Origin of the sequence: Arthrobacter sp. UYEF20, from assembly GCF_040546335.1 — a bacterium.
Lineage (GTDB): Bacteria > Actinomycetota > Actinomycetes > Actinomycetales > Micrococcaceae > Arthrobacter.
This window is the reverse complement of the sequence record NZ_JBEPNP010000010.1, coordinates 146,363-169,787: the sequence shown is the minus strand read 5'-3', so window position 1 is coordinate 169,787 and position 23,425 is coordinate 146,363. Positions and strand designations below refer to the sequence as shown.

Genomic DNA, 23,425 nt, shown 5'->3' with positions numbered 1-23,425 from the left:
CCAATCTTACCGGCGGCTGGACGTCCGCAGACCCTCCAAAGGCGCCGGCTCAGCCGAGCTGCCGGCCCAGGAAGGAGACCACGTCCGGCAGGACGGACCGCCAGTATTCTTCGTCGTGCCCGCCGGGCTGGAAGCCGCCCTCGATCCGGCCGGGAAGTGCGCTGACGTAGGCCTGGACGGTGGGGAGAAGGTCATCGTCGGTGCCGCAGTCGATCCTCTTGGGCAATGACTCCAGCTGCGGCCGGAGGGCGAAGACGTCATTTGCCGCGAAATCCTCCGGGCCGTCGAAGGCACCGACCAGGCCGCCGTCGTACTCGCTCCAGACGGCTGGGCTCATGGCTGCTACGCCCCGGAGTCCGGAGACCTTCCCCTGTGAGGCGAGCAGCAGCACGCCGAGTCCTCCCATTGACAGGCCAAAAAGGCCGAGCTTGCCGGTGTCGAACCCCTGGCTTGCCAGGAGCGGGATGAACTCCGCCAGCAGCATCGCCTGGGTATCCGTACCGTCCGCGCGCGCGTGCCACCAGGTGTCGCCGCCATCCACGGAGGCTATAGCGAAGGGCGGGCCGCCATCAGCGAGGTGCCGCTGCAGCACCGCCTGGGCGCCGAGGAAATCGAAGATGAAACGGTTGCTGCTGCCGGTGCCGTGCAGGAACACGGCCACGGGGAGCTTCTGTTGCCGGGCCAAGCCGGACGGCACCGGCGCGGCCACCGACCACCCGGTGGAGGTGCCCGGCCGGAAGCCTGAGACGAAAGAACCCGATGTGACCTCCACCTGCGGACGCGGGTCGACGGTCTCCGTCGCCGGGTCGACGGTCTCCGTTGCCGGGTCTGCCGGGTTGGCCGCCGGATTGGCCGCCGGGTTGGCCGCCGGATTGGCCGCCGGGTTGGCCACCGCGTTGGTTGCCGTCGGCTTTGTCGCAGGGGCGCATGACGTCAGCACGGTGGCGCCCAGCAAGCCGGCGCCGAGCTTAAGCATCCGCCGGCGTCCAAGCAACGGCCATTCCATAGTCTGATCATAGGCATGGACGCCGCCGGGCACACGCGTAGTTCTACGCTCCTACGCCGCCTTAATCGGGGTGGTTGACGCAGATGCCGAGGTCTGGGCCGCCTGGGCTGCCTTGGTTTCGCGCGCCAGGAAAGCCGCGAGCTCCGCAATGGTGCTCATCATGGGTGCCGGGAAGACGACCGTGGAATTCTTGTCCACCGCGATTTCCACCAGGGACTGCAGATTCCGCAGCTGCAGGGCCAGCGGGTGGGCCATCATGGTGTCCGAGGCGTCCCCGAGGGCGGCGGCGGCGATGGACTCACCCTCGGCGGCGATGATCTTCGCCCGCTTCTCCCGCTCAGCCTCCGCCTGGCGGGCCATGGCGCGCTTCATGCTCTCCGGGAGCTGGATGTCCTTCAGCTCCACCAGGGTGACTTGGACGCCCCATTCCAGGGTGAGGGCATCCAGGATTTCCCGGATATCGCTGTTGATGCGCTCGGTCTCGGACAGCGTCTGGTCCAGGCTGTGCCGGCCGACAACTTTCCGCAACGTGGTCTGGGCGATCTGGTTGATGGCCGCCGCCACGTTCTCGATCGCCACCACGGACTTCACGGCGTCGATCACCCGGTAGTACGCCACGGCGGAGATATCGACGCTCACATTGTCCTGGGTGATGATGCCCTGCGACTGGATCGGCATCGTCACGATCCGCAGGCTGACGAGCTGGAGCTTGTCGATCACGGGAATGATGAAGCGCAGCCCGGGCATTCTCACCCCGATGACCCTGCCCAGCCGGAAGAGGACGCCCTTCTCGTACTGGCGCACAATCCGGATCGACATCCGGGCCAGCAAGAGCAGCAGAACCACGACGACGATCAGCACGATAATGCCCGTGAGGTCCATGGGATCACTTCCTGGTCCAGCCCGAATCCGGGTCCCCACGCGGGCCCCGTTCCTGCTTCCATTCTCCCACCGGAGACGCCAAATGGACCCCGGTGATCAGCGGTCCCCGGTCCCCGTAGAATGGACAGCGGATGGGTTGACCAGGCGGCCGCGCGTCACGCAAGTGGCTCGAGGAACGTCCGGGCTCCGCAGGGCAGGGTGGTGGGTAACGCCCACTCGGGGTAACCCGCAGGCCAGTGCCACAGAGAACAGACCGCCTGCGTGCCGTGTGTGCCTGCACAGACGGCAGGGCAGGTAAGGGTGAAACGGTGGTGTAAGAGACCACCAGCTTCCCGGGTGACCGGGAAGGCTAGGTAAACCCCACCCGGAGCAAGGCCAGACAGGGCACGTTTGAGGGCTGCTCGCCCGAGTGTCCGGGTAGGCTGCTGGAGGGCGTCGGCAACGGCGTCCGTAGATGGATGGCCGCTATTCCCGCGCCGGTAACAGCGCGGGAACACAGAACCCGGCGTATCGGTCAACCCATCCATCCACCACCGCAGTCGAGTTAGCCCGGAGTTAGCCCAGCCCCAGCTGCTTCGAAAGCTCCCACGGATCGTCGGTGAAGACACCGTCGGCGCCGTCGCGGCGCAGGCGGGACGCAGTGGCGCCGTCGTTGACCGTATAGGGCCACACCGTCAGCCCGGCATCCTTGAGCCTGCGCAGGTAGTCGGCGCTGACTCTCTTATCCGGCCCCACGTGGTCAATGCCGCTGGAGCGAATCGCGGCCGGATCAGGCTCCTCGCCCTCGTGCAGCAGATACAGGACCTGCAGCCCGGACTTGGCCAGGGTCTGGGCAACCGGGTAGCTGAACGACTGGACAATCACTGTGTCCCGGACGCCGCGCCTGAGGATCGAGTCGGCAAACGCTGCCAGGTCAATAGCCGGATCCTTCACTTCCGGCACGAGGACGCTGCGTCCGCCGTACTCGTCCAGCATGGCTTCCCAAGTGGTGGGAGAACCCTCGGCGCCACCCTGCGGGTTCTTGATGTGCGCCGCCTTCCATTGCTCCGGCGTGATGTCTGCCGGGCGGCCGGTCACGCCGGACATGGTCCGGTCCACGGTGTCGTCGTGCAGCGGCACGAGGGTCCCGTCCCTCAGCGGCCGCAGATCCGTCTCGATCGGGAACGCCGTCCTGCTGACCGCCTCGAAGGCTTCCGCGGACGATTCCGGGTACACCAGTGAGCCCCCGCGGTGCGCCACCAGCGTGAAAGTCGACGACGGCGGCGGCGCAGACGCCGGGCCCGACGTCGGTTCCGGTGCCGGCGGTGGCGTAGCGGTGCAGCCGGAGCAGAGGATCAGCACCAGCAGCAGGGCCCCACTCTTGAACATCGCCCCAGCGTAGCGCGCGCGTTGTTCCCGTGTGAGTGATTTCACGCGTAACGGGGCACCGGCCGCCGCGTGGCCGACTTAGAATGGATAGCGAACGTAGAAGTTCTGCCACCGGTTCTGCGTTCGCAGCCGGTGGTTTTCTTTGCGCCACACGCAGGCGCCCGGGGTGGTACCGAATCCCCGGCGAAGCCCAGGTTCCGGACACCGTCCGGCGGCCGACTTCCACATACGAGGACGTATGTGGTGGATTTTAGGAAGGTAGTTCTGTGAGCCAGACGTCAGATTCTTGTCTTGATACGTGGATGGGCCGCGAGGCGCTCGCCGAGGCCATGATCCCGGTGATTGGCCGGCTGTACCGCGAGAACAACGTGGTGACGAGCATCCATGGTCGGAGCCTGATCAACAAGTCCACCATGAACATCCTCAAGGCGCACCGTTTCGCCCGCCGGATGAGCAAGGAAGAGCTCCGCCTCGAGGAGACCGCCCCGCTGCTGGACGCCCTGACGAAGCTTGACCTCGGCGCGGCGGCTATCGACATCGCCCGTCTCACCGAGAAGTACCGCGCCGAGGGCGACGGCGTCAGCCTGGATGAGTTCCTCCGCGCGGAACTCGCCGAGGTCGTCGGGAAGCGCGGCGGCGACGACCGCACCAGCACCGACGTCGTCCTCTACGGCTTCGGCCGCATCGGCCGGCTCCTGGCCCGCCTCCTGATCGAAAAGGCCGGCGGCGGCCACGGCCTGCGCCTGCGCGCGATCGTGGTCCGCCGCGGTTCGGACAACGACCTGACCAAGCGCGCCAGCTTGCTGCGCCGGGACTCCGTCCACGGCTCCTTCGAGGGCACCATCAAGGTGGACCACGAGAACGACACCATCACGGCCAACGGCGTCCAGATCCAGGTCATCTACTCGGACAACCCCGCCACGGTCGACTACACCGCCTACGGCATCCACGACGCACTCATCGTCGACAACACGGGCCGCTGGCGCGACGCGGAGGGCCTGTCCCAGCACCTGCAGAGCAAAGGCGCCTCCCGCGTGCTCCTCACCGCCCCGGGCAAGGGCCAGCTGAAGAACATCGTGCACGGCATCAACCAGGGCACCATCACCGACTCGGACACAATCGTCTCGGCCGCTTCCTGCACCACCAACGCCATCACCCCGGTCCTGAAGGTGATCAACGACTGTTTCGGCGTGGTGCACGGCCACGTGGAGACAGTCCACTCCTTCACCAACGACCAGAACCTGATCGACAACTTCCACAAGGGCGACCGCCGCGGACGCTCGGCCGCGCTGAACATGGTCATCACCGAAACCGGTGCCGCCAAGGCCGTTGCGAAGGCCCTGCCGGAACTGCTGGGCAAGCTCACGGGCAGCTCCATCCGCGTCCCCACCCCGGACGTGTCCCTGGCCATCCTCAACCTGAGCCTGGAAAACGGCACCACCAAGGATGAGGTCAACGACTTCCTGCGGGAAATGTCGCTGCATTCGGAGCTGCGCAAGCAGCTCGACTACATCGATTCTCCTGAGGTTGTCTCCACCGACTTCGTCGGTTCCCGCCGGGCAGGCATCGTGGACGGACTGGCCACCATCTCCAACGACAAGAACCTGGTCGTCTACGTCTGGTACGACAACGAGTTCGGCTACAGCTGCCAGGTTGTCCGCGTCATGGAGGAAATGGCCGGTGTCAACCCGCCGTCGTTCCCCGCCAAGGATGCGGCTTCGATCATTGCCGCCGCCGGTCTGCCTGCCGGCGGCTGACGCCGGCGGCTTCGCCGCACGCCCCTGACCGGGACTTATTTGTTTCTTTCCCGGCCGATGCTCTGGAATCGGCCGGGAAAGGGCACCACAATGGAGCCATGGAACAGAACTCGGCTGTGGAGCACGAAACCACCCTGGAACGCGCGCTGGATATGGCCCGCCGGAACGTCAAGGAAGCGAAGCGTCTCCTTGACGATGCCCTCGCCAAGCACAACGCCGGCGAAATCGACGACGCCAGGGTCAAGCAGCTCGAGGAGCTGATGGACCTGGCCAACGAGGACCTCGTGCGGGTGACGAAGGAGAACTAGCAGGGCACATGTCCTCCACATTGTGGAGAACGCCCTGAGCGTCGGGGGTCTGCCCTAGGATTCTGGGGTGCAGCAAGAACGAACCGCTCCGGAGCTCAATGACCGCGCCGGGTCATGACGGTCACCTGGGCGGATTTCCGCCGGGCGCGGCGCCGGTCCCGCCAGGCCTGGGCCCTGCTGGCCGCCGCGGCCCTCGTTCTGGCCGGTGGATTGGGCTGGTTCTTCACCAGCGGACAGTTCGCCGCCATGGAGCCGTCGGCGGCCGGACCCAGCGAGGCGCCGGTCCTGGCGAAGGGCTGGATGAAGGCCGTGCAGTCCGTGCACCCTGTTCCGCCGGGCACTGCGGCTGCTGCGCTGGACACGCTGCCGGTCAAGGGCCGGGCGGCGAGCGGCAACTACGACCGCGCCGCCTTCGGCCAGGCCTGGCTGGACGTGGACCGCAACGGCTGCGATACGCGCAACGACATCCTCCGCCGCGACCTGGCGGACGCTCAATTCACCGAAGCCTCCCGCTGCCGGGTGGCCGCCGGGACATTCCAGGAACCGTACACCGGAGCGCTGATCGCCTTCCGCCGGGGCGCCGAGAGCAGCAAGGCCGTGCAGATCGACCATGTCGTGGCGCTGGGCGATGCCTGGCAGAAAGGCGCGCAACAGCTGACGGCCCAGCAGCGCGAGCACCTCGCGAATGATCCGCTGAACCTTATCGCCGTGGACGGCCAGGCGAACCAGGACAAGAGCGCGTCCGACGCCGCCACCTGGCTCCCGCCGAACAAGGCCATCCGCTGCCATTACGTCGCCCGGCAGATCTCGGTCAAGGCGGCCTACCGGCTGTGGGTCACGCCGGCGGAGAAGGACGTCATGAAACGGATTCTCGGGTCCTGCCCGCAGCAACAGACGATCGTTCCGCGCTCTCCCTGAGGGAATCCCCGAAGACCGGAATGGCGTCAGGTGGCTAGACTGCAGCCATGAATATTGTCGAATACCTGCGGCCCCTGCTGGGGAGCTGGCGGGGCACCAACCGCCTCCGGATCATGCCCACGGACGACTTCAAGGACTCGGCGGCCACCGCCACAGTGCAGGTGACCGCGGCGCACTTCGCGAGTGTCGCCTACACCTGGTCAGACGGTGAGAGCCCACAGGAAGGTCTGTTGCTGCTGGCCGGCGGCGCGTCCGACGCGGAGCCGGCCACTGCGGTGTGGGTGGACTCCTGGCATACGGGCCGGGCCCTGATGCAGTTCTCCGGGACCGTGGGCGGCGACGGCGTCCTGCGGCTCAACGGCTCCTACGCGGCGCCGACCGGCCCGGACTGGGGCTGGCAGATCCACGTCGAGCCGGGGGAGGGACCCGGCAAAATCACCATGCACAACGTCGTCCCGGGCGAGGACCCCTATCAGGTGGTGGAGCTGGTACTCGAACGGTAGGGTACCGGCATGGACATCATCCTCGTACCCGGATTCTGGTTGGACGCCTCGTCGTGGGAGGAGGTCACCCCGCCGCTCGTTGCGGCCGGGCACAAGGTCCACCCGCTGACGCTGCCGGGCCTGGAGTCGGCCGGTGCGCCGCGGGCCGGCATCGGCCTGCGCACCCACATCGACGCCGTCGTGGCGAAGATCGATTCCTTCGATGACCCCGTGGTCCTCGTGGGCCACTCCGGCGGGGGAGCCATCATCCACGGCGCCGTCGACGCCCGCCCGGAGCGGGTGGCCCGGGCAATCTACGTGGACAGCGGTCCGCTTGGGGAGGGCGGGGTCATCAACGACGAACTCCCGGCCGACGGCGACGACGTGCCGCTGCCGCCGTGGGAGCTCTTCGAGGACGAGGACCTCACCGACCTGACCGACGAGCTGCGCGCCATGTTCCGCGCCCGCGCCATCCCGCAGCCTCGCGGAGTGGCCCAGGACCGGCAGCAGCTCACGGATGAACGCCGGTACGCGGTCCCGGCCACCGTCATCGCCTGCGAATTCCGGACCTCGGTGCTGACGGAAATGATTGCCGGGGGCCACCCGTACGTGGCTGAGCTCGGACGGATCCGCGAGGTCGACTACGTGGACCTGCCCACCGGGCACTGGCCGCAGTTCACCAAACCTGCCGAGCTCGGCGCCGCGATCCTGGCCGCCGTCGACCGCTCGTCGTGAAGGGGTCCGGACCCTCGGAGCGAATCAGCCGGCCGTCGCCGGCTCTCAGTGCCCGAACGGGTCCGGATCCACGCCGGGCATCCAGATCAGCCCGGGGACGCCCCAGCCGCTCTTCTTGGCCTGTTTCATGGCCTTGCGGGCGTAGCGGTCGATCAGCCGGTTGACGTACAGTTTGCCGTCGAGGTGGTCGTATTCGTGCTGGATCACCCGGGCGAACCAGTCTGTTGCCTCGAAGTCGACCGGTTTGCCGTCACCGTCGAACCCCTGCACCCGGGCCCACTCGGCGCGCTTCAGCGGGTACTGCCCGCCGGGAAAGGACAGGCAGCCCTCTTCGTCCTCGTCAGGGTCCGGCAGCGCGCCGGAGATCTTGGAGAGGGTCAGCACCGGGTTGACCACGACGCCAGATGGCGGCGCGCCGTCGTCGTTTTCGTATTTGTACACGAAGAGCCGCTTGCCCACCCCGACCTGGGGCGCAGCCAGACCGACGCCGTTGGCGGCGTCGTTGGTCTCGAACATGTCCGCGATAAGGGTGCGGAGTTCGTCGTCGAAGGCTTCGACTTCCGCGGCCCGGCGGTGCAGCACGGGCTCGCCCCAGATCGTGATTGGCAGAACGGTCATCTCAGGTGTTCTCTCTAATGCTTGCTGGCTGGTCGCTTCCGGAACGTCAGCCGGCGATGGTGCGGCCGACGACGTCGCGCATGATTTCGTTGGTGCCGCCGAAAATGGTCAGCAGCCGGGCGGCGAGGTAGGCCTGGGCCACCGGATATTCGAGGATGTAGCCGTAGCCGCCGTGCAGCTGGAGGCAGCGGTCCGTGATGGACTTCGCGCGCTCGGACGCCCACAGCTTTGCACGGGCGGCGGACGCGGCGTCGAGTTCTCCGGCGTTGAAGGCAAGGATCGCCTGGTCGACGTAGGCTTCGGTGACCTCGACCTCGGTGAGGATATCGGCGAGTTCGAAGCGGCTGTTCTGGAAGTCAATGATCCGCTCACCAAAGGCGTTGCGTTCCTTCGTGTAGCGGACGGTCGCCTCGTACATGGCGCGGACGACGGCGGAACTTGCCGTGGCGATGGCGAGCCGGCCCTGCGGGAGCTGCTCGGCGGCGTACTGCAGGCCCTTGCCTTCCTCGCCGACGAGATCCGCGTGCGGGACACGGACGTTGTCGAAGAACAGTTCCGCGGTGTCCGAGGCCTTGAGCCCCATCTTGTCCAGCTGCTTGCCGGTGTTGTAGCCCTCGCCCTTGCGGACCATGAAGAGGGAGAACGAGTCGTGGTTGCCGCGTCCGGTGCCGCCGTCGGTCCGGGCCAGGACCAGGGACGCGTCGCCGGAGATGCCGTTGCCAATGAAGGTCTTCTGGCCGCTGATCAGCCAGTCGCCGCCGTCGCGCACGGCCTTGGTGCGGATACCGCGCAGGTCCGAGCCGGCACCGGGTTCGGTCCAGGCGATGGAGGTGACAATCTCGCCGGACACCATGCCCGGCAGCCACCGGCCCTTGAGATCATCGGAGCCATAGGCCAGCAGATGGGGGAGGACCATGTCGTCGTGCAGGTGGAAGGCCAGGCCCACGGCGAGGTGGTTGCTCTTGGCGAATTCCTCGTCCAGTACAGCCCGGTAGCGATAGTCGTCCATGCCCAGGCCGCCGAATTCCTCCGGGACAGCGAGGCCCAGCAGGCCCTGCTCGCCGGCCGCAGCCCACAGCTCCCGGGACATCATGTGGTCCTTGTCCCACTGGGCGTAGTGCGGGGCGACCGCACGCGCGTTGAATTCGGCGGCCATTTCCCGGAACATCTCGTGGTCTTCTTCAAAGAGCTTGCGCTTCACTGCGGGTCCTTCCGTTGACAGATCCTGGGATGCCACTGCGTCGGCAAGCAACTGGACAGACGACAAAGGCCGCACCGGTTATCCGGTGCGGCCTTTGTCTAAGGTCGGACAATTCTGCCGTCCTTCATGAGGGTGAGCGACGGGGGTTGAACCCGCGACCTCCTGGACCACAACCAGGCGCTCTGCCAACTGAGCTACGCCCACCATGTGCCCCGCCATGCCCTCCGGCGAACCGGCTGGCTGAAAAGGCAACGACAAACAGCTTACCTGCTGTTCGGGGCTGCTTTCGCCATTTTTGGGGTTTTCGGCAAAAATTTCCGTCAAACGTGGCGCAGATTACCCCGGGGCTACTCCGCGGCGGCCGATTCTGCCGTTCCCATGACCCGCCTGGCGATCCGCTGCGCGGTGGCGCTGTCCGGTCCGGGGGCGGGAACAAAGACGGCCTCGCGGTAGTAGCGCAGCTCGTCGATGGAATCCTGGATGTCCCCGAGGGCGCGGTGGCCGCCCAGCTTGGCGGGGGACTGGAAGTAGGCCCGCGCGTACCAGCGCCGGGACAGCTCCTTGATGGTGCTGACGTCGATGACCCGGTAGTGCAGGTGTTCCACCAGCTCCGGCATGTCCCGGACCAGGAAGACGCGGTCGGTTCCCACCGAGTTGCCGCCCAGCGGCGCCTTCTTGGAGCCCGGCACCCACTGCTTGATGTAGTCCAGCACTATGGCCTGGGCTTCGGCCATCGTCTTGCCGTGCGGCAGCTCCGCCAGCAGCCCGGAGCGGGTATGCATGTCGCGCACGAAGTCGCTCATCTGGGCCAGCGCGGCGTCGTCCGGCTTGATGACGACGTCGACGCCGTCCCCCAGGATGTTGAGCTCGGAGTCGGTCACCAGGGCGGCCACCTCGATGAGGGCATCGTTCCTGGTGTCCAGGCCGGTCATTTCGCAGTCGATCCAGACGATGCGTTCGTTAGTTATAGGCACGCGCCCAGCCTACCGTTTCGTCGCCGTAGAGCCGTCCGGTGCTAGGATTTCGGGTACGCGACCGTCGAATTTTTTCGGCAACTTATTTCCTAAACGCGGCGCCCCGGGCCATTTCAAACGGCCGGCTGCGGGCGGTTTTCAGCCCCACAAGAGATTGGACCATCCTGAGATGACGGCGCCTGTACCTGCGGCGGCGAAAACGGCCGCCGGTACGTCCCGCACCGCCCAAACGGCAGCTGTTGCCGATGTGGACAACGCCCGTTCCCCGCTCCTGGCCGGATTCGTCGGATCAGTGTTCATGGCGATCGGTTCGCTCGGCGTCGGCTGGCTCGCGCCGGTTTCCGAACTCCGCAGGGTTCCGCTGTTCATCTGGCTGCGGACGGAGGCAGTCGGCGTCGGCCTGTGCATCGTCCTCCTTGCCATCGGCGGGATGCTGCTGGTCCGTGCCTGGCTGCGGCTGGGCCAGCGCGTGCGCGTCTGGGGGGCGGATGCCCGTAAGGCGACGCTGCAGGCAGTGGTGGCCTGGGGGCTTCCCCTGATGTTCTCCGTGCCGCTCTTCAGCCGGGACGTGTACGCCTACATCGGCCAGGGACGCCTGATGGTGGAAGGCTTCAACCCCTACGAAAACGGCATCTCGGCGCTGTCCAACTACTTCCAGCTCGGCGCCGACAAGATGTGGACCGAGGCGCCCGTCCCCTACGGCCAGCTTTTCCTCTGGATCGAGCAGTTCGTCGTCTGGTCCACCAACGTGCACCCGGAGGCCAGCATCATGCTGTTCCGGCTCGCCGCACTGGCCGGGATCGTGCTCTGCATCATCTACGTGCCGAAGCTCGCGGAACTGCACGGCGTCAACCCGCACCGTGCGCTGTGGTTGACCGCCGCCAACCCGCTGTTCCTCACCAACTTCATCGCGAGCGTCCACAACGATGCCCTGATGATCGGCCTGGCCCTCGCAGGCCTCTACTACTGCGCCACCCGACGGGTCATCCTGGGCCTGGTGCTGGTGACCCTGTCCATCTCGGTGAAGCCGATCACCATCGTGTTCCTGCCGTTCATCGGCCTGCTCTGGGCGGGAAAAAACGCCGGCTGGCCGCGGAAATTCGTCTTCTGGGGGCTCACGGCGGGGATTACGCTGGCGCTGCTCTACGCCATGAGCCTGGTCAACGGCTTCGGCTTCGGCTGGGTCAACGGACTGTCCGCGCCGGGCAGCATCTGGATCTGGTACGCCCCGATCGGCCTGCTGGGCCTGGTGGTGGCTTCCATCTTCAACGCTGTCGGGCTCGACGGCTGGGGGCTGGCCAAGTGGGTGTACGACGCCGGCAAACTGCTTGCGCTCGGGATCGTCGCCTGGCAGATCTTCCGCGGGGACCACGACCGCCTGATGCGCCGGCTCACGCTGGCGTTCGCCGCCGTCGTCGTCCTGGCCCCGATGATCCAGTCCTGGTATGTGGTCTGGCTCATTCCGCTGTTTGCCGTCACCGGCATCCGCGATGACTGGCAGGTCAAGGCGCTGTACTTCATCGTGTCCTTCTTCATGGTGTACGCGATCTCGGACCAGCTGGAAGTCTTCCCGTACCTGCAGACCGCCGACCTGGGACTGGCTCTCGCACTCGCACGCAATGCCGCGGCCATCATCGCGCTGCTCTTTGCCCTGTACCTGATCTTCCTCGATCCGAAGACCAAGATGCTGTTCAGCAAGCAGGAGGAGCCTGTCACCACCCGGCCCGTCATCTAGGGTTTTGGGGCGTTTCACGTCAGGGCAGCTTCCGGAGGGCTTCCTTGCGCGAGAGCGGACTCAGCTCCGTGCGGTGCCGCTTCACGAACGCGCGGACCCAGTCCGGTTCCGTTGCGGAGTAGTCGCGCAGCGCCCAGCCGATCGCCTTCCGGATGAAGAATTCCCGGTCGGCCAGGTTCGCCTCGATGACGTCCCGGAGCAGGGCGGTGTCCGTCGCGGCTTTCGCGCCCAGCTGCGCCGTGATCGAGGCCCGCCGGATCCAGAAGTCCTCGTCCGTACTCCAGCGGCGGAGCACCGGGGTCAGGTCTTCCCGGTGTGCCTGCAGCAGGGCGCACAGCCTGTGCGACACCCCGTCCACGAGATCCCACCACGCCCCGCTGCGGATGATTTCCTCGTACACCGGCAGCATGCTGAGCTCGCCGGCGGCCAGCCTGAGCCCGGTCAGGTCGATGGCGGCATACCGTTCCTCGCGCCAGCTCGCGCCGCGCCACAGTTCCAGCACGGTCGATTTCAGCTCCCCGAGGGGGCCGGGCGGTAGCTCCGTGGCGGCGGCCTTGACGATCCGGCGGACTTCCGGCACCCGCACGCCGAGGGAAGGCATCTCCGATTTCATGTAGGCCTGCGCCCCGGCAGCCCGGACGGGATCGGCGGCGGCCCGGAGCCGGGAGCGGATGGCGCAGGTCAGTTCAGCGTTGGCCATGAGGCCACTTTATCCACGGCCACCGTGGCTCTCGAGTTCCCGATGGCTCTAGAGTTGAAGCCATGTCGATGATCAAGAGTCCCGCCGAGATTGCCCTGATGCGCGAAGCCGGCCGGGTGGTGGCGAACACGCTGGCGACGGTCCGGGAGGCTGCCGCCGTCGGAGTGTCCCTGAAGGAACTTGATTCGGTGGCCGCGGCGACCATCGCCGGTGCCGGAGCGACGCCGGCGTTCCTGAACTACAAGCCGCGCTGGGCCTCCGTGCCGTTCCCCGGCGTCATCTGCACGAGCGTCAATGATGCCGTGGTGCACGGCATTCCCAACGACTACCGGCTCCGGGACGGCGACCTGCTCAGCGTCGACTGCGGCGCCTTCCTCGAGGGCTGGTGCGGGGATGCGGCCGTCAGTTTCATCGTGGGCACGGCCGATACGGTGGACCAGGCCCTGATTGATGCCACGGACGCCGCCCTGGCCCGGGGCATTGACGCCGCCCGGATCGGGAACAAGATGGGGGATCTGGGCTACGCGATCGGCGGGGCCTCACGCCGCGCCGGTTACGGACTGCTCGCAGACCACGGCGGCCACGGGATCGGCAAGACCATGCACGCCGAACCGGACGTTCCCAACGACGGCAGGCCGGGCCGGGGCATCAAGCTGACCGAGGGGCTGGTCATCGCGATCGAGCCGATGCTGATCCTGGGCGGCCAGGACGACTACTTCCACGACGACGACGAGTGGACCCTCCGCTCGGCGGACGGCCGCCGCGCCGCGCACAGCGAGCACACCGTGGCGATCACGGCGGACGGACCGGTCATCCTGACCCTGCCGTAGGGTTTGCCGACGGCCCTGGGCGCTGCGGCCGCGCCTGGCGGCCAGCCCGTCGGGGCGGCGGCCGCACGGCGATGCCTCAGCGGCGTCCTTTGGGCCTGACCCGCCGGCGGTGGGCGGCGAGCCGGAGCTGGATGATCCGGGCGGCGCCGGCAATGGCGACAAGCACGCCCCCGCCGACCGCCGCGATGAGCAGGGCGACGCCGAGCGCCACAGCCCCCTGCAGGCCGAAGAACCTCACCTGGACATAGTCCTGGTTCTGCAGGATGAACGCGATCAGCAGGATCAGCACCACCAGGGCGCTGGCGACGGCGGCCCAGACCATTCCCGCGCGGGTGACCTGGCGGGGTTCTGTTGCGCCGGCACGGGCCGTCGGTGCCGGCCTGTCCGCGCTGTCAGTCCTGCCTGCTCTGGCCGTCCTGTCCGCGCTGGCCGTCCTGTCTGCGCTGGCCGGGCGCGGCGTCCCGTCGGTGGCCGGCGGCCGGTCCGGGACCATTCCGGCGCCGTCGGCCGGTGGCTGCGTAGGGTGGCGATCCTCGGGGTATCCGGAGGCGCCGGCGGTCTCAGGCTGCCGGGCCGTCGTCGGTTCATTGGGGTCGAATCCCCGGGGTGTCTCGGTCATGGAGGCCATACCTTTCAAGAGTCTTCCCGCCTGGCGGGAAGAGGGGCTTGACGCCGATGCGGTGTCCGTTGAAAGTCGTATTCCTCGAACACGAGCCCGTTGCCCCCGAGCGCCGCCATCTCCAAGGTCGTGTGGACCGGGGATTCACCCAACATTTTTTCGCCTCCATAGTGGAAGTAATCGGCCGATCGGCCTAAGGCGAATAATAGTCCCGGGCGGCCTGCACCGGTAGCGAATCTTGCAGCTGTTGGCACCCGTGATGCCACGGTATAACGTCGCAGCCAGGGGATATCTGGCGGAGGAGGCGCGGCCGTGACCATCGTGGACAACGCCGTGTATGTGGACGGTTACCGGACTGCGGATCCGGAGGGTTTGGACGAGACGTTCTTCGTCTTACGGCAGCGCCAGGGAATGGCCTGGATCGGGCTCTACCGGCCGGATGCGGAGGAACTCCGTTCGGTCGCCGATGAATTCGACCTCAGCCATCTGGCCGTGGAGGATGCGCTCGCCGGTCACCAGCGGGCGAAGCTGGAACACTACGGCGAGACCCTCTTCCTGGTGCTGCGGCCGGCGCGTTACCTCGACGACGTGGAGAAGGTTGAGTTCGGCGAGATCCATGTCTTTACCGGTCTGGACTTTGTTGTCACGGTCCGCCGTGCCGAAGCGCCGGACCTGGCGCGGGTGCGCCGACGGATGGAATCCGAACCGGAGTTCCTGGCCCTCGGGCCGCACGCTGTGCTCTACGCGATTCTGGACCAGGTGGTCGATGAGTACGAGCCGGTTGCTGCCGGCCTGGAGAACGACGTCGATGAAATCGAAGACGACCTCTTCGCAGCGGACCCGGGCGTGTCGCGCCGGATCTACGAACTCTCGCGCCAGGTCATCATGTTTCAGCGTGCGACGGCCCCTCTGACCGGGATCCTGCAGTCGTTGATGGTGGAGTCATCGGACCATCATCCGGACCCGGAGCTGCAGGACCACTTCCGGGACGTCCTGGACCACGTCCTGCGGCTGAGTGACCGGATCACTGCCTTCCGGGCACTGCTTCAAAATGCGCTCGCCGTCAACGCGGCCCTGGTGGCGCAGCGGCAGAATGACGAAATGCGATTGCTAACCGAGTCCAGCTACGCCCAGAACGAGCAGGTCAAGCGGATTTCCTCGTGGGCGGCGATCCTGTTCGCCCCGACGCTGATCGGCACCATCTACGGCATGAACTTCCGCACCATGCCCGAACTCGACTGGGTTTTCGGCTACCCGATGGCCCTGGGACTCATGGTGGCGATGGGCCTGGTGCTGTTTTGGACGTTCAAGCACAACAAATGGATCTAGCATCGCGGCCCTGACCTTCGGAAAAGTTCCGGCAGGCCAGATAACGACGGCCAGAATGCCAACCCACCAGATCCTCCGGCCACCGACACCTGGTCACCGCTAAGAAGATCCTCAAGCAGTTGGGAGACTGACATGAAGCTCACCGCACTAGCCCAGCGCGCCGGCAACTCCGTGGGCCATTGAGGTCCCGGAAGTTCCCGGCCCGTTCACGCAGGTGAAGCGACTCGGCCAGGTTGACGCCATGGTCCGCGACGCCGCCGCCGCCGCACTAACCGGGGAACCGGAAGACTCGTTCGACGTCGACATCCAGCCGCAGATCCCGGAAACCGTCGCCGAACTCATCGACCACGCCAAGCAGCTCACAGAAGAGGCCGGCAGGGTCCAGCGCAACGCGTCAAATGGAAACGAAGAAGGCCGCCACACTGATGCAGCAGGAAGGTATGACCGTCCGCGACATTGGGGTTGTCATGGGCGTCTCGTATCAGCGGATCTCTCAGATCCTGGCCGACTAGGCATTTGTGCCGGGCCCCGCCGCGGTGCACCACGGAGGCGCCGGACGATGTGGATCTGGGGATCCTATGCTGAATGGGAAGAGGCTCTGACCTGGGTTTATGCAGGCCAGAGCCTCTTTCGCGAGTGCCCCAGGAGGGAATCGAACCCCCGACCGGCGGATTAGAAGGCCGCTGCTCTATCCCCTGAGCTACTGGGGCACTGTCGGCGCCGACCGGCTGCTGCCGGGGGCGCCTCAAAAAGTTTACAGTGCCCTGCCCCGGAAGGTGGTCAAGTCCACCGGACGGCTTGTCCAGCGTGACCCGACCTGTCCCCAATAGCCTCCGGGGACCCTGGATATCCACATACCGCAGCCCGGGCCTCCCCGCCGCGTGTTCGCTGCCCGAAGCTGAAGTTGCCTGCTAGGGCACGACAATTCGAGACAGGACAGAAGAATGAGTGACAACATTACGGTCCGTGGCTTCGTCGCCACGGAGATCAAAAGCTCGACGACGCCCGGGGGAGTGGCTACGGCGAAATTCCGTTTAGGTTCCACAGAACGGCGCTATGACCGCGCCTCCAGCACCTGGATCGACGGGAACACCAACTGGTTCACGGTCCAGGGGTACCGGCAGTTGGCGGGCAATATCGGCTGCAGCATCAAGAAGGGCCAGCGCGTCATCGTCGTGGGGCGGCTGAAGATGCGGAGCTGGGAAAAAGACGGCCGGATCTACCATGTGGCGGAAATCGACGCCGAATCCGTCGGCCATGACCTCATGTGGGGATCCGCGAACTTCACCCGCATGTCCGGGGCCGGTGGCCAGGCCGCCGCCGCCCTAGCCGCTGCGTCCGCGGTCGATGACGAGAGCCACAGCCAGCATCTGCCGGCGGACGGCGCGGACGATGGCGGGGCTGATGAAGGGGCTGACACCCACACCATGTTCATTGACGACGCGAGCGGCGAGGCGGAGGAGGTGGACGAGGAGACTGGCGAACTGAAAGCGGCCGCAGCCTGAGCCCGGACCGCATGGCAGAATTGCCGGGTGATATGGGCCAGCGTGAACATTCGGAAGACGGCGCCCAGGGGAGGGATGCGGATCCTCCCTGACGGACGCCGGGGACGCATCCCCGGGTACCGGCTCGCGGCATCCCTCGGAATTTTCGCGCTGTGCCTCCTGTCAGCGGCCGGCTGCTCGGCGGGCACGGGCGCAGGCACCGGCAGTGCCACGCCGTCCGTGGCCGGGGCGGCCTCCGCGCCGGAGGTGCCGCCCCCGGTGGGCGCGCCGGCGTCCGCCCCAATCCCCGGCGCTGGGTCAATGACCGCGGCCACACCGTCCCCGGCCACACCGGCTGCGAAGACCAGGCTGGAGGCGGCCCTGCGACAGGTTGCCGCCGGGAAACCCGGCACGGAACAACTCCGGGACGCAGTGACTGCGGCGGGCTTCTCTGCCGGGGACATTCAAGTCACCGCAAGCCGCACGCCCACGGGTCTCGATGCCGACGCGGTCGAAATCGCGGTGCGGGAAGGCGATGACTGCATCGTCGGCCAGGTCCGGAACGGCAAAGTGAACGTCGTGGTCCTGCCGGTACTGGCGGACGGACGGTGCCTTGTCGGCGCGGGCGTGCCCGGAATGTGAGATATTCGGGCCGAGCCACTAGATTTGTAGGCATGGCGGAATTTATCTACACAATGACCAAGGCCCGTAAGGCTGTTGGCGAAAAACTTATCCTCGACGACGTCAGCATGTCCTTCTTCCCTGGGGCAAAAATTGGCGTCGTTGGCCCGAATGGTGCCGGTAAATCCACCATTCTCAAGATCATGGCAGGCCTGGACACTCCCTCAAACGGAGAAGCCCGGCTCAGCCCCGGCTACACGGTCGGCATCCTGCTGCAGGAGCCGCCGCTGAACGAAGACAAGACCGTTCTCGGCAACGTCCAGGAAGGCGTTGGCGAGATCATCGGGAAGATCCAGCGGTTCAACGCGATCTCCGAAGAGATGGCCAGCCCCGACGCTGACTATGATGTCCTCCTCGAGGAAATGGGCCAGCTGCAGGAAGCGATCGACGCTGCCGATGCCTGGGACCTTGATTCCCAGCTCGAGCAGGCCATGGACGCCCTCCGCTGCCCGCCGGCCGATGCCGATGTCACACTGCTCTCCGGTGGTGAGCGCCGCCGCGTCGCCCTCTGCAAGCTCCTGCTCCAGAAGCCGGACCTGCTGCTCCTCGACGAGCCCACCAACCACCTCGACGCCGAGAGCGTGCTGTGGCTCGAGCAGCACCTCTCCGCCTACCCCGGCGCAGTCCTCGCCGTCACCCACGACCGGTATTTCCTTGACCACGTCGCCGAGTGGATCGCCGAAGTGGACCGCGGCCACCTCTACCCGTACGAGGGCAACTACTCCACCTACCTGGAGAAGAAGCGCGCCCGCCTGGAAGTCCAGGGCAAGAAGGACGCCAAGCAGGCCAAGCGCCTCACCGAGGAACTCGACTGGGTCCGCTCCAACGCCAAGGGCCGCCAGACCAAGTCCAAGGCGCGTCTGGCCCGCTACGAGGAAATGGCTGCCGAGGCAGACCGGACCCGCAAGCTCGACTTCGAAGAGATCCAGATCCCGCCGGGACCGCGCCTGGGTGGTCTCGTGCTGGAGGCGAAGAACCTGCAGAAGGGCTTCGAGGACCGCACCCTGATCGACGGATTGTCCTTCACGCTGCCGCGCAACGGCATCGTGGGCGTCATCGGCCCCAACGGCGTCGGCAAGACCACCCTATTCAAGACCATCGTCGGGCTGGAGCCTCTCGACGGCGGCGAGCTGAAGATCGGTGACTCCGTCAAGATCTCCTACGCCGACCAGAGCCGCGGCGGCATCGACCCGAACAAGACCCTGTGGGAGGTCGTCTCCGACGGTCTCGACTACATCCAGGTCGGCCACGTCGAAATGCCGTCCCGCGCCTACGTGGCCGCCTTCGGCTTCAAGGGCCCGGACCAGCAGAAGAAGGCCGGGGTGCTTTCCGGTGGTGAGCGCAACCGACTGAACCTGGCACTGACCCTCAAACAGGGTGGCAACCTGCTGCTTCTCGATGAGCCGACCAACGACCTCGACGTCGAGACGCTCAGCAGCCTCGAAAACGCCCTGCTCGAATTCCCGGGCTGCGCCGTGGTGGTCTCGCACGACCGCTGGTTCCTGGACCGGGTTGCCACCCACATCCTCTCCTACGAAGGCGACGAGGAGAACCCCTCCAAGTGGTACTGGTTCGAGGGCAACTTCGAGTCCTACGAGGAGAACAAGGTCGAGCGCCTCGGCCCGGATGCCGCCAAGCCGCACCGCGTGACGCACCGCCGCCTCACCCGCGACTAAGAGCCGCGGCTAAGCGCCGCGAGGCACCAAGCAGAACAGTGAAGGCCGGCTCCCCTGGGGGAGCCGGCCTTTTCGCATGTCACCGGCCTGCGGGGGCCGCCGAAACGCGGCAGGAGCTGGGCGCCTCAGAAACGCCTTAGCCGCGCCCGGCCTGCCGCAGCTGGTGCTGCGGCACGTTGGACTGCGCGGCGCCTTCGACCTTGTTCTTCAGGTCGGTCGGGACCCTGATCATGCCCTCCTGCGCCACCGTGGCCACGTGCCGGCCGTCGCGGCTGAAGATCTTGCCCGTCGCCAGCCCGCGGGCACCCTGGGCGCTGGGGGACTCCTGGACGTACAGCAGCCACTCGTCAACGCGGACGGGGCGGTGCCACCACATGGCGTGATCCAGGCTGGCCACGGACATCCCCGGGGTAATCCAGCTCATGCCGTGCTGGCGGAGGACGGACTCCAGGATGGTGTAGTCACTCGCGTAGGCCAGGGCCGCGCGGTGCAGTTCCGGGTCATCAGGCATCGGGCCGAACGTCTTCATCCAGACGGCGTTGCGCGGCTCCTTGTCCCCCGTGGCCGAGACGTAGAGGGCCGGATCGACGTGGCGGATGTCGAAGGGGCGCTCATAGGCCCACTGCCGGGCCACCGGGTGGTCAAACTTGCCCAGCAGCTCGGCCGTGCTGGGCAGCGACTCCGGGTCCGGAATCCCCGACGGCATTTCGGACTGGTGCTCGATGCCCCCGTCCTCGGTCTGGAACGAGGCGATCATCGACAGGATGGGCATGCCCTCCTGGTAGGCGTGGACCCGCCGCGCCGAAAAGGACCGCCCGTCCCGCAACCGCTGGACACCGAAGGTGATCGGTTTGTTGGCATCGCCCGGGCGCAGGAAGTAGCCGTGCATGGAGTGCACGCCGCGTCCCGGCTCAACGGTGCGGCTCCCTGCCACCAGGGACTGCGCCAGCACCTGCCCGCCGAAGACGCGCTGCCGCGACTGCTGCTGCGAGGGTCCCATGAAGATGTCCTCGTCGGTCCGGGCCCCCTCCAGCTCACCAAGGTTCAGGAGCTCGAGGAGCGAGGAGGTGGGGTCCTGGGTGGGCAGCCCCTGAAATCCGGCGTCGGCGTCAGTCATGGTTTGACTCTAGACGTCACCGCGGCACCGCCCAAAAGAGGCGCAGCCGGTAGAGTCCATATTGTGTCTGACGTCCTAACCCAGCCCCTGCAGTTCACCGATCCCCGCGACCTTGCCGACCTGCGCACCTTCGCCACCCGTGCCAAGTCGATCGACGACGGCGCCATCCGGCTCCAGGCTTCCGGCCCGGTGCTGGCCGCCTACGTGTGTGTGCTGCGGCCGCGGCTGCTGGGGGAATCCACCCCCACCATCCTTGGCCTGCGGACCATGGCGCTGGCGCAGCCTGCCGAGACAGATGTGACGGTGCCGCTGTCGGCGGTGCTGGACCGGCTGGCGCGGGCGGGGGAGAACGACGTCGAGCTGCCGCTGCCGCCGGTGACCGTCACCGAGTCCTGGGCGGGCGTGGGCGCACCCCGGGGCGGCTGGGAGCTGGTGGGCACCCTGCAGGATTCGGCCCTGCGGCAGTCGGCCGAGGCCGGCATCACCGAGGTCGCCGCCATCATGCCGGACAAGCCCGGCGCACTGATCGTCAACAACGCCCGCGCCGCGGTCTGGGGCAGGGAACTCCCCGGCGGGGCCGGACTCCCGGCAGGTGCCGCGTTCGCGGCGCTCACCCTGGGTTTCCTGGCCGACGGCGAACAGCAGCTGTACCGTGCCGGACGCTGGTTCCGGCTCAGCGGCAGCCGCGGGCACGTCCTGGCCCGCACCGGCACCGGGCTCTAAACCCGGAGGCCGCTGACCCGCCGCCCGGCAGCGGCCCGGGTCAGGCGCCGGACGGGCTGTTCACCATGGAAAGGGCAGCCCGCTCCATGTAGTCCCACAGCGTCCCCTCGTACAGCGGCGGGAGCTCCAGGGCGTCCACCGCGGTGCGCATATGATGCAGCCAGCGCTCCTTGGCCTCGGGCGTCACCCGGAAGGGCTGGTGCCGCATCCGCAGCCGCGGGTGCCCGCGTTCCTCGCCGTACGTCGTCGGCCCGCCCCAGTACTGCTCAAGGAACATCAGGAACCGCCGCTTGGCGGGGCCGAGATCCTCTTCCGGGTACATTTCCCGTAACAGCGGATCCGTCGCGACGCCGTCGTAGAACACGTCGGTCAGCTTCACGAAGGTCTCGTGCCCGCCGACGGCGTCATAGAAGTTGTCCGTGTACCCGGGCTGGCTGAACGGGTCGTTCTGCATCAGCTGCTTGGGCTGCCGGGGTTCGCCGGCGATCGGGATCGTCATGTCATTCTCCGGCTTTCTGCTGCGGTGCCGCCGCGGCGTCGGAAGCGTCCGGCTCTTCCGTGGCGGGAGCGACGTACGTGCCCTGGGAGCGGTTGCCCACGCGCAGGATTTCCCCGTTGCGCAGGTACCAGATAGCGCCGTCCTCAGCCCGGACGCGGGTGATCCGCAGTCCCATGGCCTCCACCTCGCCGACGACTTCGCTGGTCTCGATGACGTCGCCGATCCCGTACTGGTCCTCAAGGGTGATGAAGATGCCGGCCAGGAAGTCGCGGATCAGCTGCTGGGCGCCGAAGCCGATGGCGATACCGAGGATTCCGACGCTGGTGAGCAACGGCGCGATGTCCACGTTCAGGTTCTTGAGTACGTACATGATGGTGATGACCGCGACCAGGACGCCGACGACGCTGTTGAGCAGCGAGCCGATGGTGTTGGACCGCTGGACCCGGCGTTCGTGGTCGAGGGCACGGAGGGCTGGTGCCACCCAGCGGAAGTGCGGCTTTTTGAAGAAAGTGGTTCCTGCCGCGACGCGTTTGGTGATTCCGCTGATCACAAAGGACGCCGCCAGCCAGATGGCGACGCCGAGCCCGATGCTGATGAGGACCCCGGGCAGGTTGATGGCCGAGATATCCGGAGGGGTGATGGGGGTGGTCGTGGACAGGCCGTACATCGTCTGGGGGTGCTCCTTGCTGCTGCGCTCTGGCGCTCTGCTGCCGTTCGGCGTTCGCCGGGCGCATAACACTCTGTTCACTTTCAACAGTAGCGCCGTAGCGTGGCCGCATGCGCATTCTGGTCCTTGGCGGTACGGCCTTCCTCTCAGCTGAAATAGCCCGGCAGGCCCTCGTGGCCGGGCACGACGTCACCTGCCTGGCGCGCGGGACTGTTTCCGCGCCGCCGGACGGCGCGGCCTGGCTGAGGGCAGACCGTTCCCAGGGGAAGGCAGCCTACGCGGGGGCAGCGGACGCCGCGGGGTGGGACGCCGTCGTCGAGGTCTCCCGGGATCCCGGGCAGGCGCGGGAGGCGCTTGAGGTGCTGGCCGGCTCCGCCCGGCACTGGACCTTCATCTCCAGCTGCTCCGTGTATGCCGACCACTCGGTGGCCGGCGCGGGGGAGGACGCGGCGGTACTGCCCCCGCTGGCTGCCGGCGCCGTGCTGACCGTGGACACCTACGGCGAAGCCAAGTCCGCGATCGAACAATGGACCCGGGAACTGGCCGGGGACAAGGCCCACATCTGCCGCGCCGGGCTGATCGGCGGACCCAGTGACAGCTCGGACCGCTACGGCTACTGGCCGGCCCGCTTCGCCCGGGACGCGGACCCCGTCCTGGTCCCGGACATCCCCACCGACGCCACCCAGGTCATCGACGTCCGCGACCTTGCAGCCTGGGTCCTGGCTGCAGCGGAGACCGGCGTCACCGGAGTGCTCAACGCCGTCGGCGAGACAGTGCCGTTTGCCGCGTACCTCGAAGAAGCCCGGCAGCTCACCGACGGTGAAGCGGAGGTGGTGGCCGTCCCGGGCGAGTGGCTGGCGGGGCACGGCGCCAACTACTGGGCCGGACCGGACTCGCTGCCGCTCTGGCTGCCGCCCGGACAGGACGGCTTTATGGCCCGCAGCAATGACGCCGCCCGCGCGGCCGGGCTTCAAATCCGCCCGTGGATGGACACCCTGCGGGACACCCTGGCGGATGAACGCAGCCGCGGGCTCGGCCGGGAACGCAAAGCCGGGCTCAGCCCGGAGGCCGAGCGCCGGCTTCTGCGCGAGTACCGGGCCGAGACCGACTGAAGGC

The 23,425-nt window shown here is 67.1% G+C and carries 24 protein-coding genes, 2 tRNA genes and 1 other RNA gene; 14 read left to right on the top strand and 13 right to left on the bottom strand.

All coding sequences use genetic code 11. The features are described 5' to 3' along the window. Window positions 1-49 precede the first annotated feature (49 nt). Window positions 50-1,006 carry an alpha/beta hydrolase gene (locus ABIB26_RS13215; protein ID WP_354243700.1) on the bottom strand — a complete coding sequence of 319 codons (957 nt, stop codon included), beginning with the start codon at window positions 1,004-1,006 and terminating at the stop codon, window positions 50-52. Window positions 1,007-1,057: 51 nt separating this feature from the next. After that, on the bottom strand, window positions 1,058-1,888 hold the full coding sequence (locus ABIB26_RS13210; RefSeq protein WP_354243697.1) for a slipin family protein: 831 nt from the start codon (window positions 1,886-1,888) through the stop codon (window positions 1,058-1,060). A gap of 132 nt (window positions 1,889-2,020) precedes the next feature. Here ABIB26_RS13210 and rnpB point away from each other — a divergent pair. Beyond that, window positions 2,021-2,414: RNase P RNA component class A (rnpB, locus tag ABIB26_RS13205), an RNA gene on the top strand. Between the two features lie 29 nt (window positions 2,415-2,443). On the opposite strand, the gene ABIB26_RS13200 is transcribed toward rnpB, so the two are convergent. Continuing rightward, window positions 2,444-3,256 (bottom strand): glycerophosphodiester phosphodiesterase, encoded by an 813-nt coding sequence (locus ABIB26_RS13200; protein ID WP_354243695.1) that lies wholly within the window; start codon window positions 3,254-3,256, stop codon window positions 2,444-2,446. 266 nt (window positions 3,257-3,522) lie between these two features. Here ABIB26_RS13200 and ABIB26_RS13195 point away from each other — a divergent pair, with 266 nt between their 5' ends. The 5 genes from ABIB26_RS13195 to ABIB26_RS13175 all read left to right on the top strand — a co-directional run bounded on the left by ABIB26_RS13195 (window position 3,523) and on the right by ABIB26_RS13175 (window position 7,456). Next, on the top strand, window positions 3,523-5,013 hold the full coding sequence (locus ABIB26_RS13195; RefSeq protein ID WP_354243692.1) for a glyceraldehyde-3-phosphate dehydrogenase: 1,491 nt from the start codon (window positions 3,523-3,525) through the stop codon (window positions 5,011-5,013). Between the two features lie 98 nt (window positions 5,014-5,111). Further along, complete coding sequence (locus ABIB26_RS13190) at window positions 5,112-5,321, top strand: hypothetical protein (protein WP_354243689.1); 210 nt, start codon at window positions 5,112-5,114, stop codon at window positions 5,319-5,321. A 114-nt stretch (window positions 5,322-5,435) separates the two neighbouring features. After that, on the top strand, window positions 5,436-6,239 hold the full coding sequence (locus ABIB26_RS13185) for an HNH endonuclease family protein (RefSeq protein ID WP_354243686.1): 804 nt from the start codon (window positions 5,436-5,438) through the stop codon (window positions 6,237-6,239). Between the two features lie 47 nt (window positions 6,240-6,286). Next, window positions 6,287-6,742, top strand: coding sequence for a DUF1579 family protein (locus ABIB26_RS13180; RefSeq protein WP_354243683.1), 456 nt, complete (start codon window positions 6,287-6,289; stop codon window positions 6,740-6,742). Window positions 6,743-6,751: 9 nt separating this feature from the next. After that, entirely contained in the window at window positions 6,752-7,456 is a 705-nt protein-coding gene (locus ABIB26_RS13175; RefSeq protein WP_354243681.1) for an alpha/beta fold hydrolase, read from the top strand. A 45-nt stretch (window positions 7,457-7,501) separates the two neighbouring features. Here the strand turns inward: ABIB26_RS13175 and def are convergent, their stop codons facing one another. The 4 genes from def to orn form a co-directional block, all read right to left on the bottom strand. After that, window positions 7,502-8,074, bottom strand: a complete 573-nt coding sequence (gene def / locus ABIB26_RS13170; RefSeq protein WP_354243679.1) for a peptide deformylase — start codon at window positions 8,072-8,074, stop codon at window positions 7,502-7,504. 46 nt (window positions 8,075-8,120) lie between these two features. Then, complete coding sequence (locus ABIB26_RS13165; RefSeq protein WP_354243677.1) at window positions 8,121-9,275, bottom strand: acyl-CoA dehydrogenase family protein; 1,155 nt, start codon at window positions 9,273-9,275, stop codon at window positions 8,121-8,123. A 131-nt stretch (window positions 9,276-9,406) separates the two neighbouring features. After that, window positions 9,407-9,479 (bottom strand) — tRNA-His (locus ABIB26_RS13160). A gap of 143 nt (window positions 9,480-9,622) precedes the next feature. After that, complete coding sequence (gene orn, locus ABIB26_RS13155) at window positions 9,623-10,249, bottom strand: oligoribonuclease (RefSeq protein ID WP_354243674.1); 627 nt, start codon at window positions 10,247-10,249, stop codon at window positions 9,623-9,625. Between the two features lie 169 nt (window positions 10,250-10,418). Between orn and mptB the strand changes: the two genes are divergently transcribed. Beyond that, complete coding sequence (mptB, locus tag ABIB26_RS13150) at window positions 10,419-11,984, top strand: polyprenol phosphomannose-dependent alpha 1,6 mannosyltransferase MptB (protein WP_354243672.1); 1,566 nt, start codon at window positions 10,419-10,421, stop codon at window positions 11,982-11,984. A gap of 19 nt (window positions 11,985-12,003) precedes the next feature. On the opposite strand, the gene ABIB26_RS13145 is transcribed toward mptB, so the two are convergent. Further along, window positions 12,004-12,684: a DNA alkylation repair protein gene (locus ABIB26_RS13145; protein WP_354243669.1), complete on the bottom strand. Its 681-nt coding sequence runs from the start codon at window positions 12,682-12,684 to the stop codon at window positions 12,004-12,006. 62 nt (window positions 12,685-12,746) lie between these two features. Here ABIB26_RS13145 and map point away from each other — a divergent pair, with 62 nt between their 5' ends. Then, window positions 12,747-13,514, top strand: coding sequence for a type I methionyl aminopeptidase (map, locus tag ABIB26_RS13140; protein WP_354243666.1), 768 nt, complete (start codon window positions 12,747-12,749; stop codon window positions 13,512-13,514). Between the two features lie 76 nt (window positions 13,515-13,590). Here map and ABIB26_RS13135 read toward each other — a convergent pair whose 3' ends face one another. Continuing rightward, entirely contained in the window at window positions 13,591-14,133 is a 543-nt protein-coding gene (locus tag ABIB26_RS13135) for a LapA family protein (protein ID WP_354243663.1), read from the bottom strand. A 312-nt stretch (window positions 14,134-14,445) separates the two neighbouring features. On the opposite strand from ABIB26_RS13135, the gene ABIB26_RS13130 reads away from it, so the two are divergent. After that, the gene (locus tag ABIB26_RS13130; RefSeq protein WP_354243660.1) at window positions 14,446-15,462 is read left to right on the top strand and encodes a magnesium and cobalt transport protein CorA; all 1,017 of its coding nucleotides are present in this window, start codon (window positions 14,446-14,448) and stop codon (window positions 15,460-15,462) included. Window positions 15,463-16,099: 637 nt separating this feature from the next. Here ABIB26_RS13130 and ABIB26_RS13125 read toward each other — a convergent pair. Then, window positions 16,100-16,172: transfer RNA gene (locus ABIB26_RS13125), tRNA-Arg, on the bottom strand. Window positions 16,173-16,406: 234 nt separating this feature from the next. Between ABIB26_RS13125 and ABIB26_RS13120 the strand changes: the two genes are divergently transcribed. From ABIB26_RS13120 to ettA, 3 genes are all read left to right on the top strand, one after another. Beyond that, entirely contained in the window at window positions 16,407-16,967 is a 561-nt protein-coding gene (locus ABIB26_RS13120; protein ID WP_354243657.1) for a single-stranded DNA-binding protein, read from the top strand. A 75-nt stretch (window positions 16,968-17,042) separates the two neighbouring features. After that, a complete protein-coding gene (locus ABIB26_RS13115) occupies window positions 17,043-17,588 on the top strand; it encodes a DUF6993 domain-containing protein (RefSeq protein ID WP_354243654.1) in 546 nt (181 codons plus the stop codon). Window positions 17,589-17,620: 32 nt separating this feature from the next. Beyond that, entirely contained in the window at window positions 17,621-19,303 is a 1,683-nt protein-coding gene (gene ettA / locus ABIB26_RS13110; protein ID WP_354243651.1) for an energy-dependent translational throttle protein EttA, read from the top strand. Between the two features lie 136 nt (window positions 19,304-19,439). On the opposite strand, the gene tesB is transcribed toward ettA, so the two are convergent. Beyond that, window positions 19,440-20,420 carry an acyl-CoA thioesterase II gene (tesB, locus tag ABIB26_RS13105; protein WP_354243648.1) on the bottom strand — a complete coding sequence of 327 codons (981 nt, stop codon included), beginning with the start codon at window positions 20,418-20,420 and terminating at the stop codon, window positions 19,440-19,442. 63 nt (window positions 20,421-20,483) lie between these two features. On the opposite strand from tesB, the gene ABIB26_RS13100 reads away from it, so the two are divergent. Then, window positions 20,484-21,143: a DUF8185 domain-containing protein gene (locus ABIB26_RS13100; protein ID WP_354243645.1), complete on the top strand. Its 660-nt coding sequence runs from the start codon at window positions 20,484-20,486 to the stop codon at window positions 21,141-21,143. Window positions 21,144-21,183: 40 nt separating this feature from the next. Here the strand turns inward: ABIB26_RS13100 and ABIB26_RS13095 are convergent, their stop codons facing one another. Together ABIB26_RS13095 and ABIB26_RS13090 are read right to left on the bottom strand one after the other, a co-directional pair. After that, window positions 21,184-21,642, bottom strand: a complete 459-nt coding sequence (locus ABIB26_RS13095) for a globin (protein ID WP_354243642.1) — start codon at window positions 21,640-21,642, stop codon at window positions 21,184-21,186. 1 nt (window position 21,643) lies between these two features. Beyond that, the gene (locus ABIB26_RS13090) at window positions 21,644-22,309 is read right to left on the bottom strand and encodes a mechanosensitive ion channel family protein (RefSeq protein WP_354243639.1); all 666 of its coding nucleotides are present in this window, start codon (window positions 22,307-22,309) and stop codon (window positions 21,644-21,646) included. Window positions 22,310-22,419: 110 nt separating this feature from the next. Here ABIB26_RS13090 and ABIB26_RS13085 point away from each other — a divergent pair, with 110 nt between their 5' ends. Continuing rightward, a complete protein-coding gene (locus ABIB26_RS13085; protein WP_354243636.1) occupies window positions 22,420-23,421 on the top strand; it encodes an NAD-dependent epimerase/dehydratase family protein in 1,002 nt (333 codons plus the stop codon). Window positions 23,422-23,425: the final 4 nt, after the last annotated feature.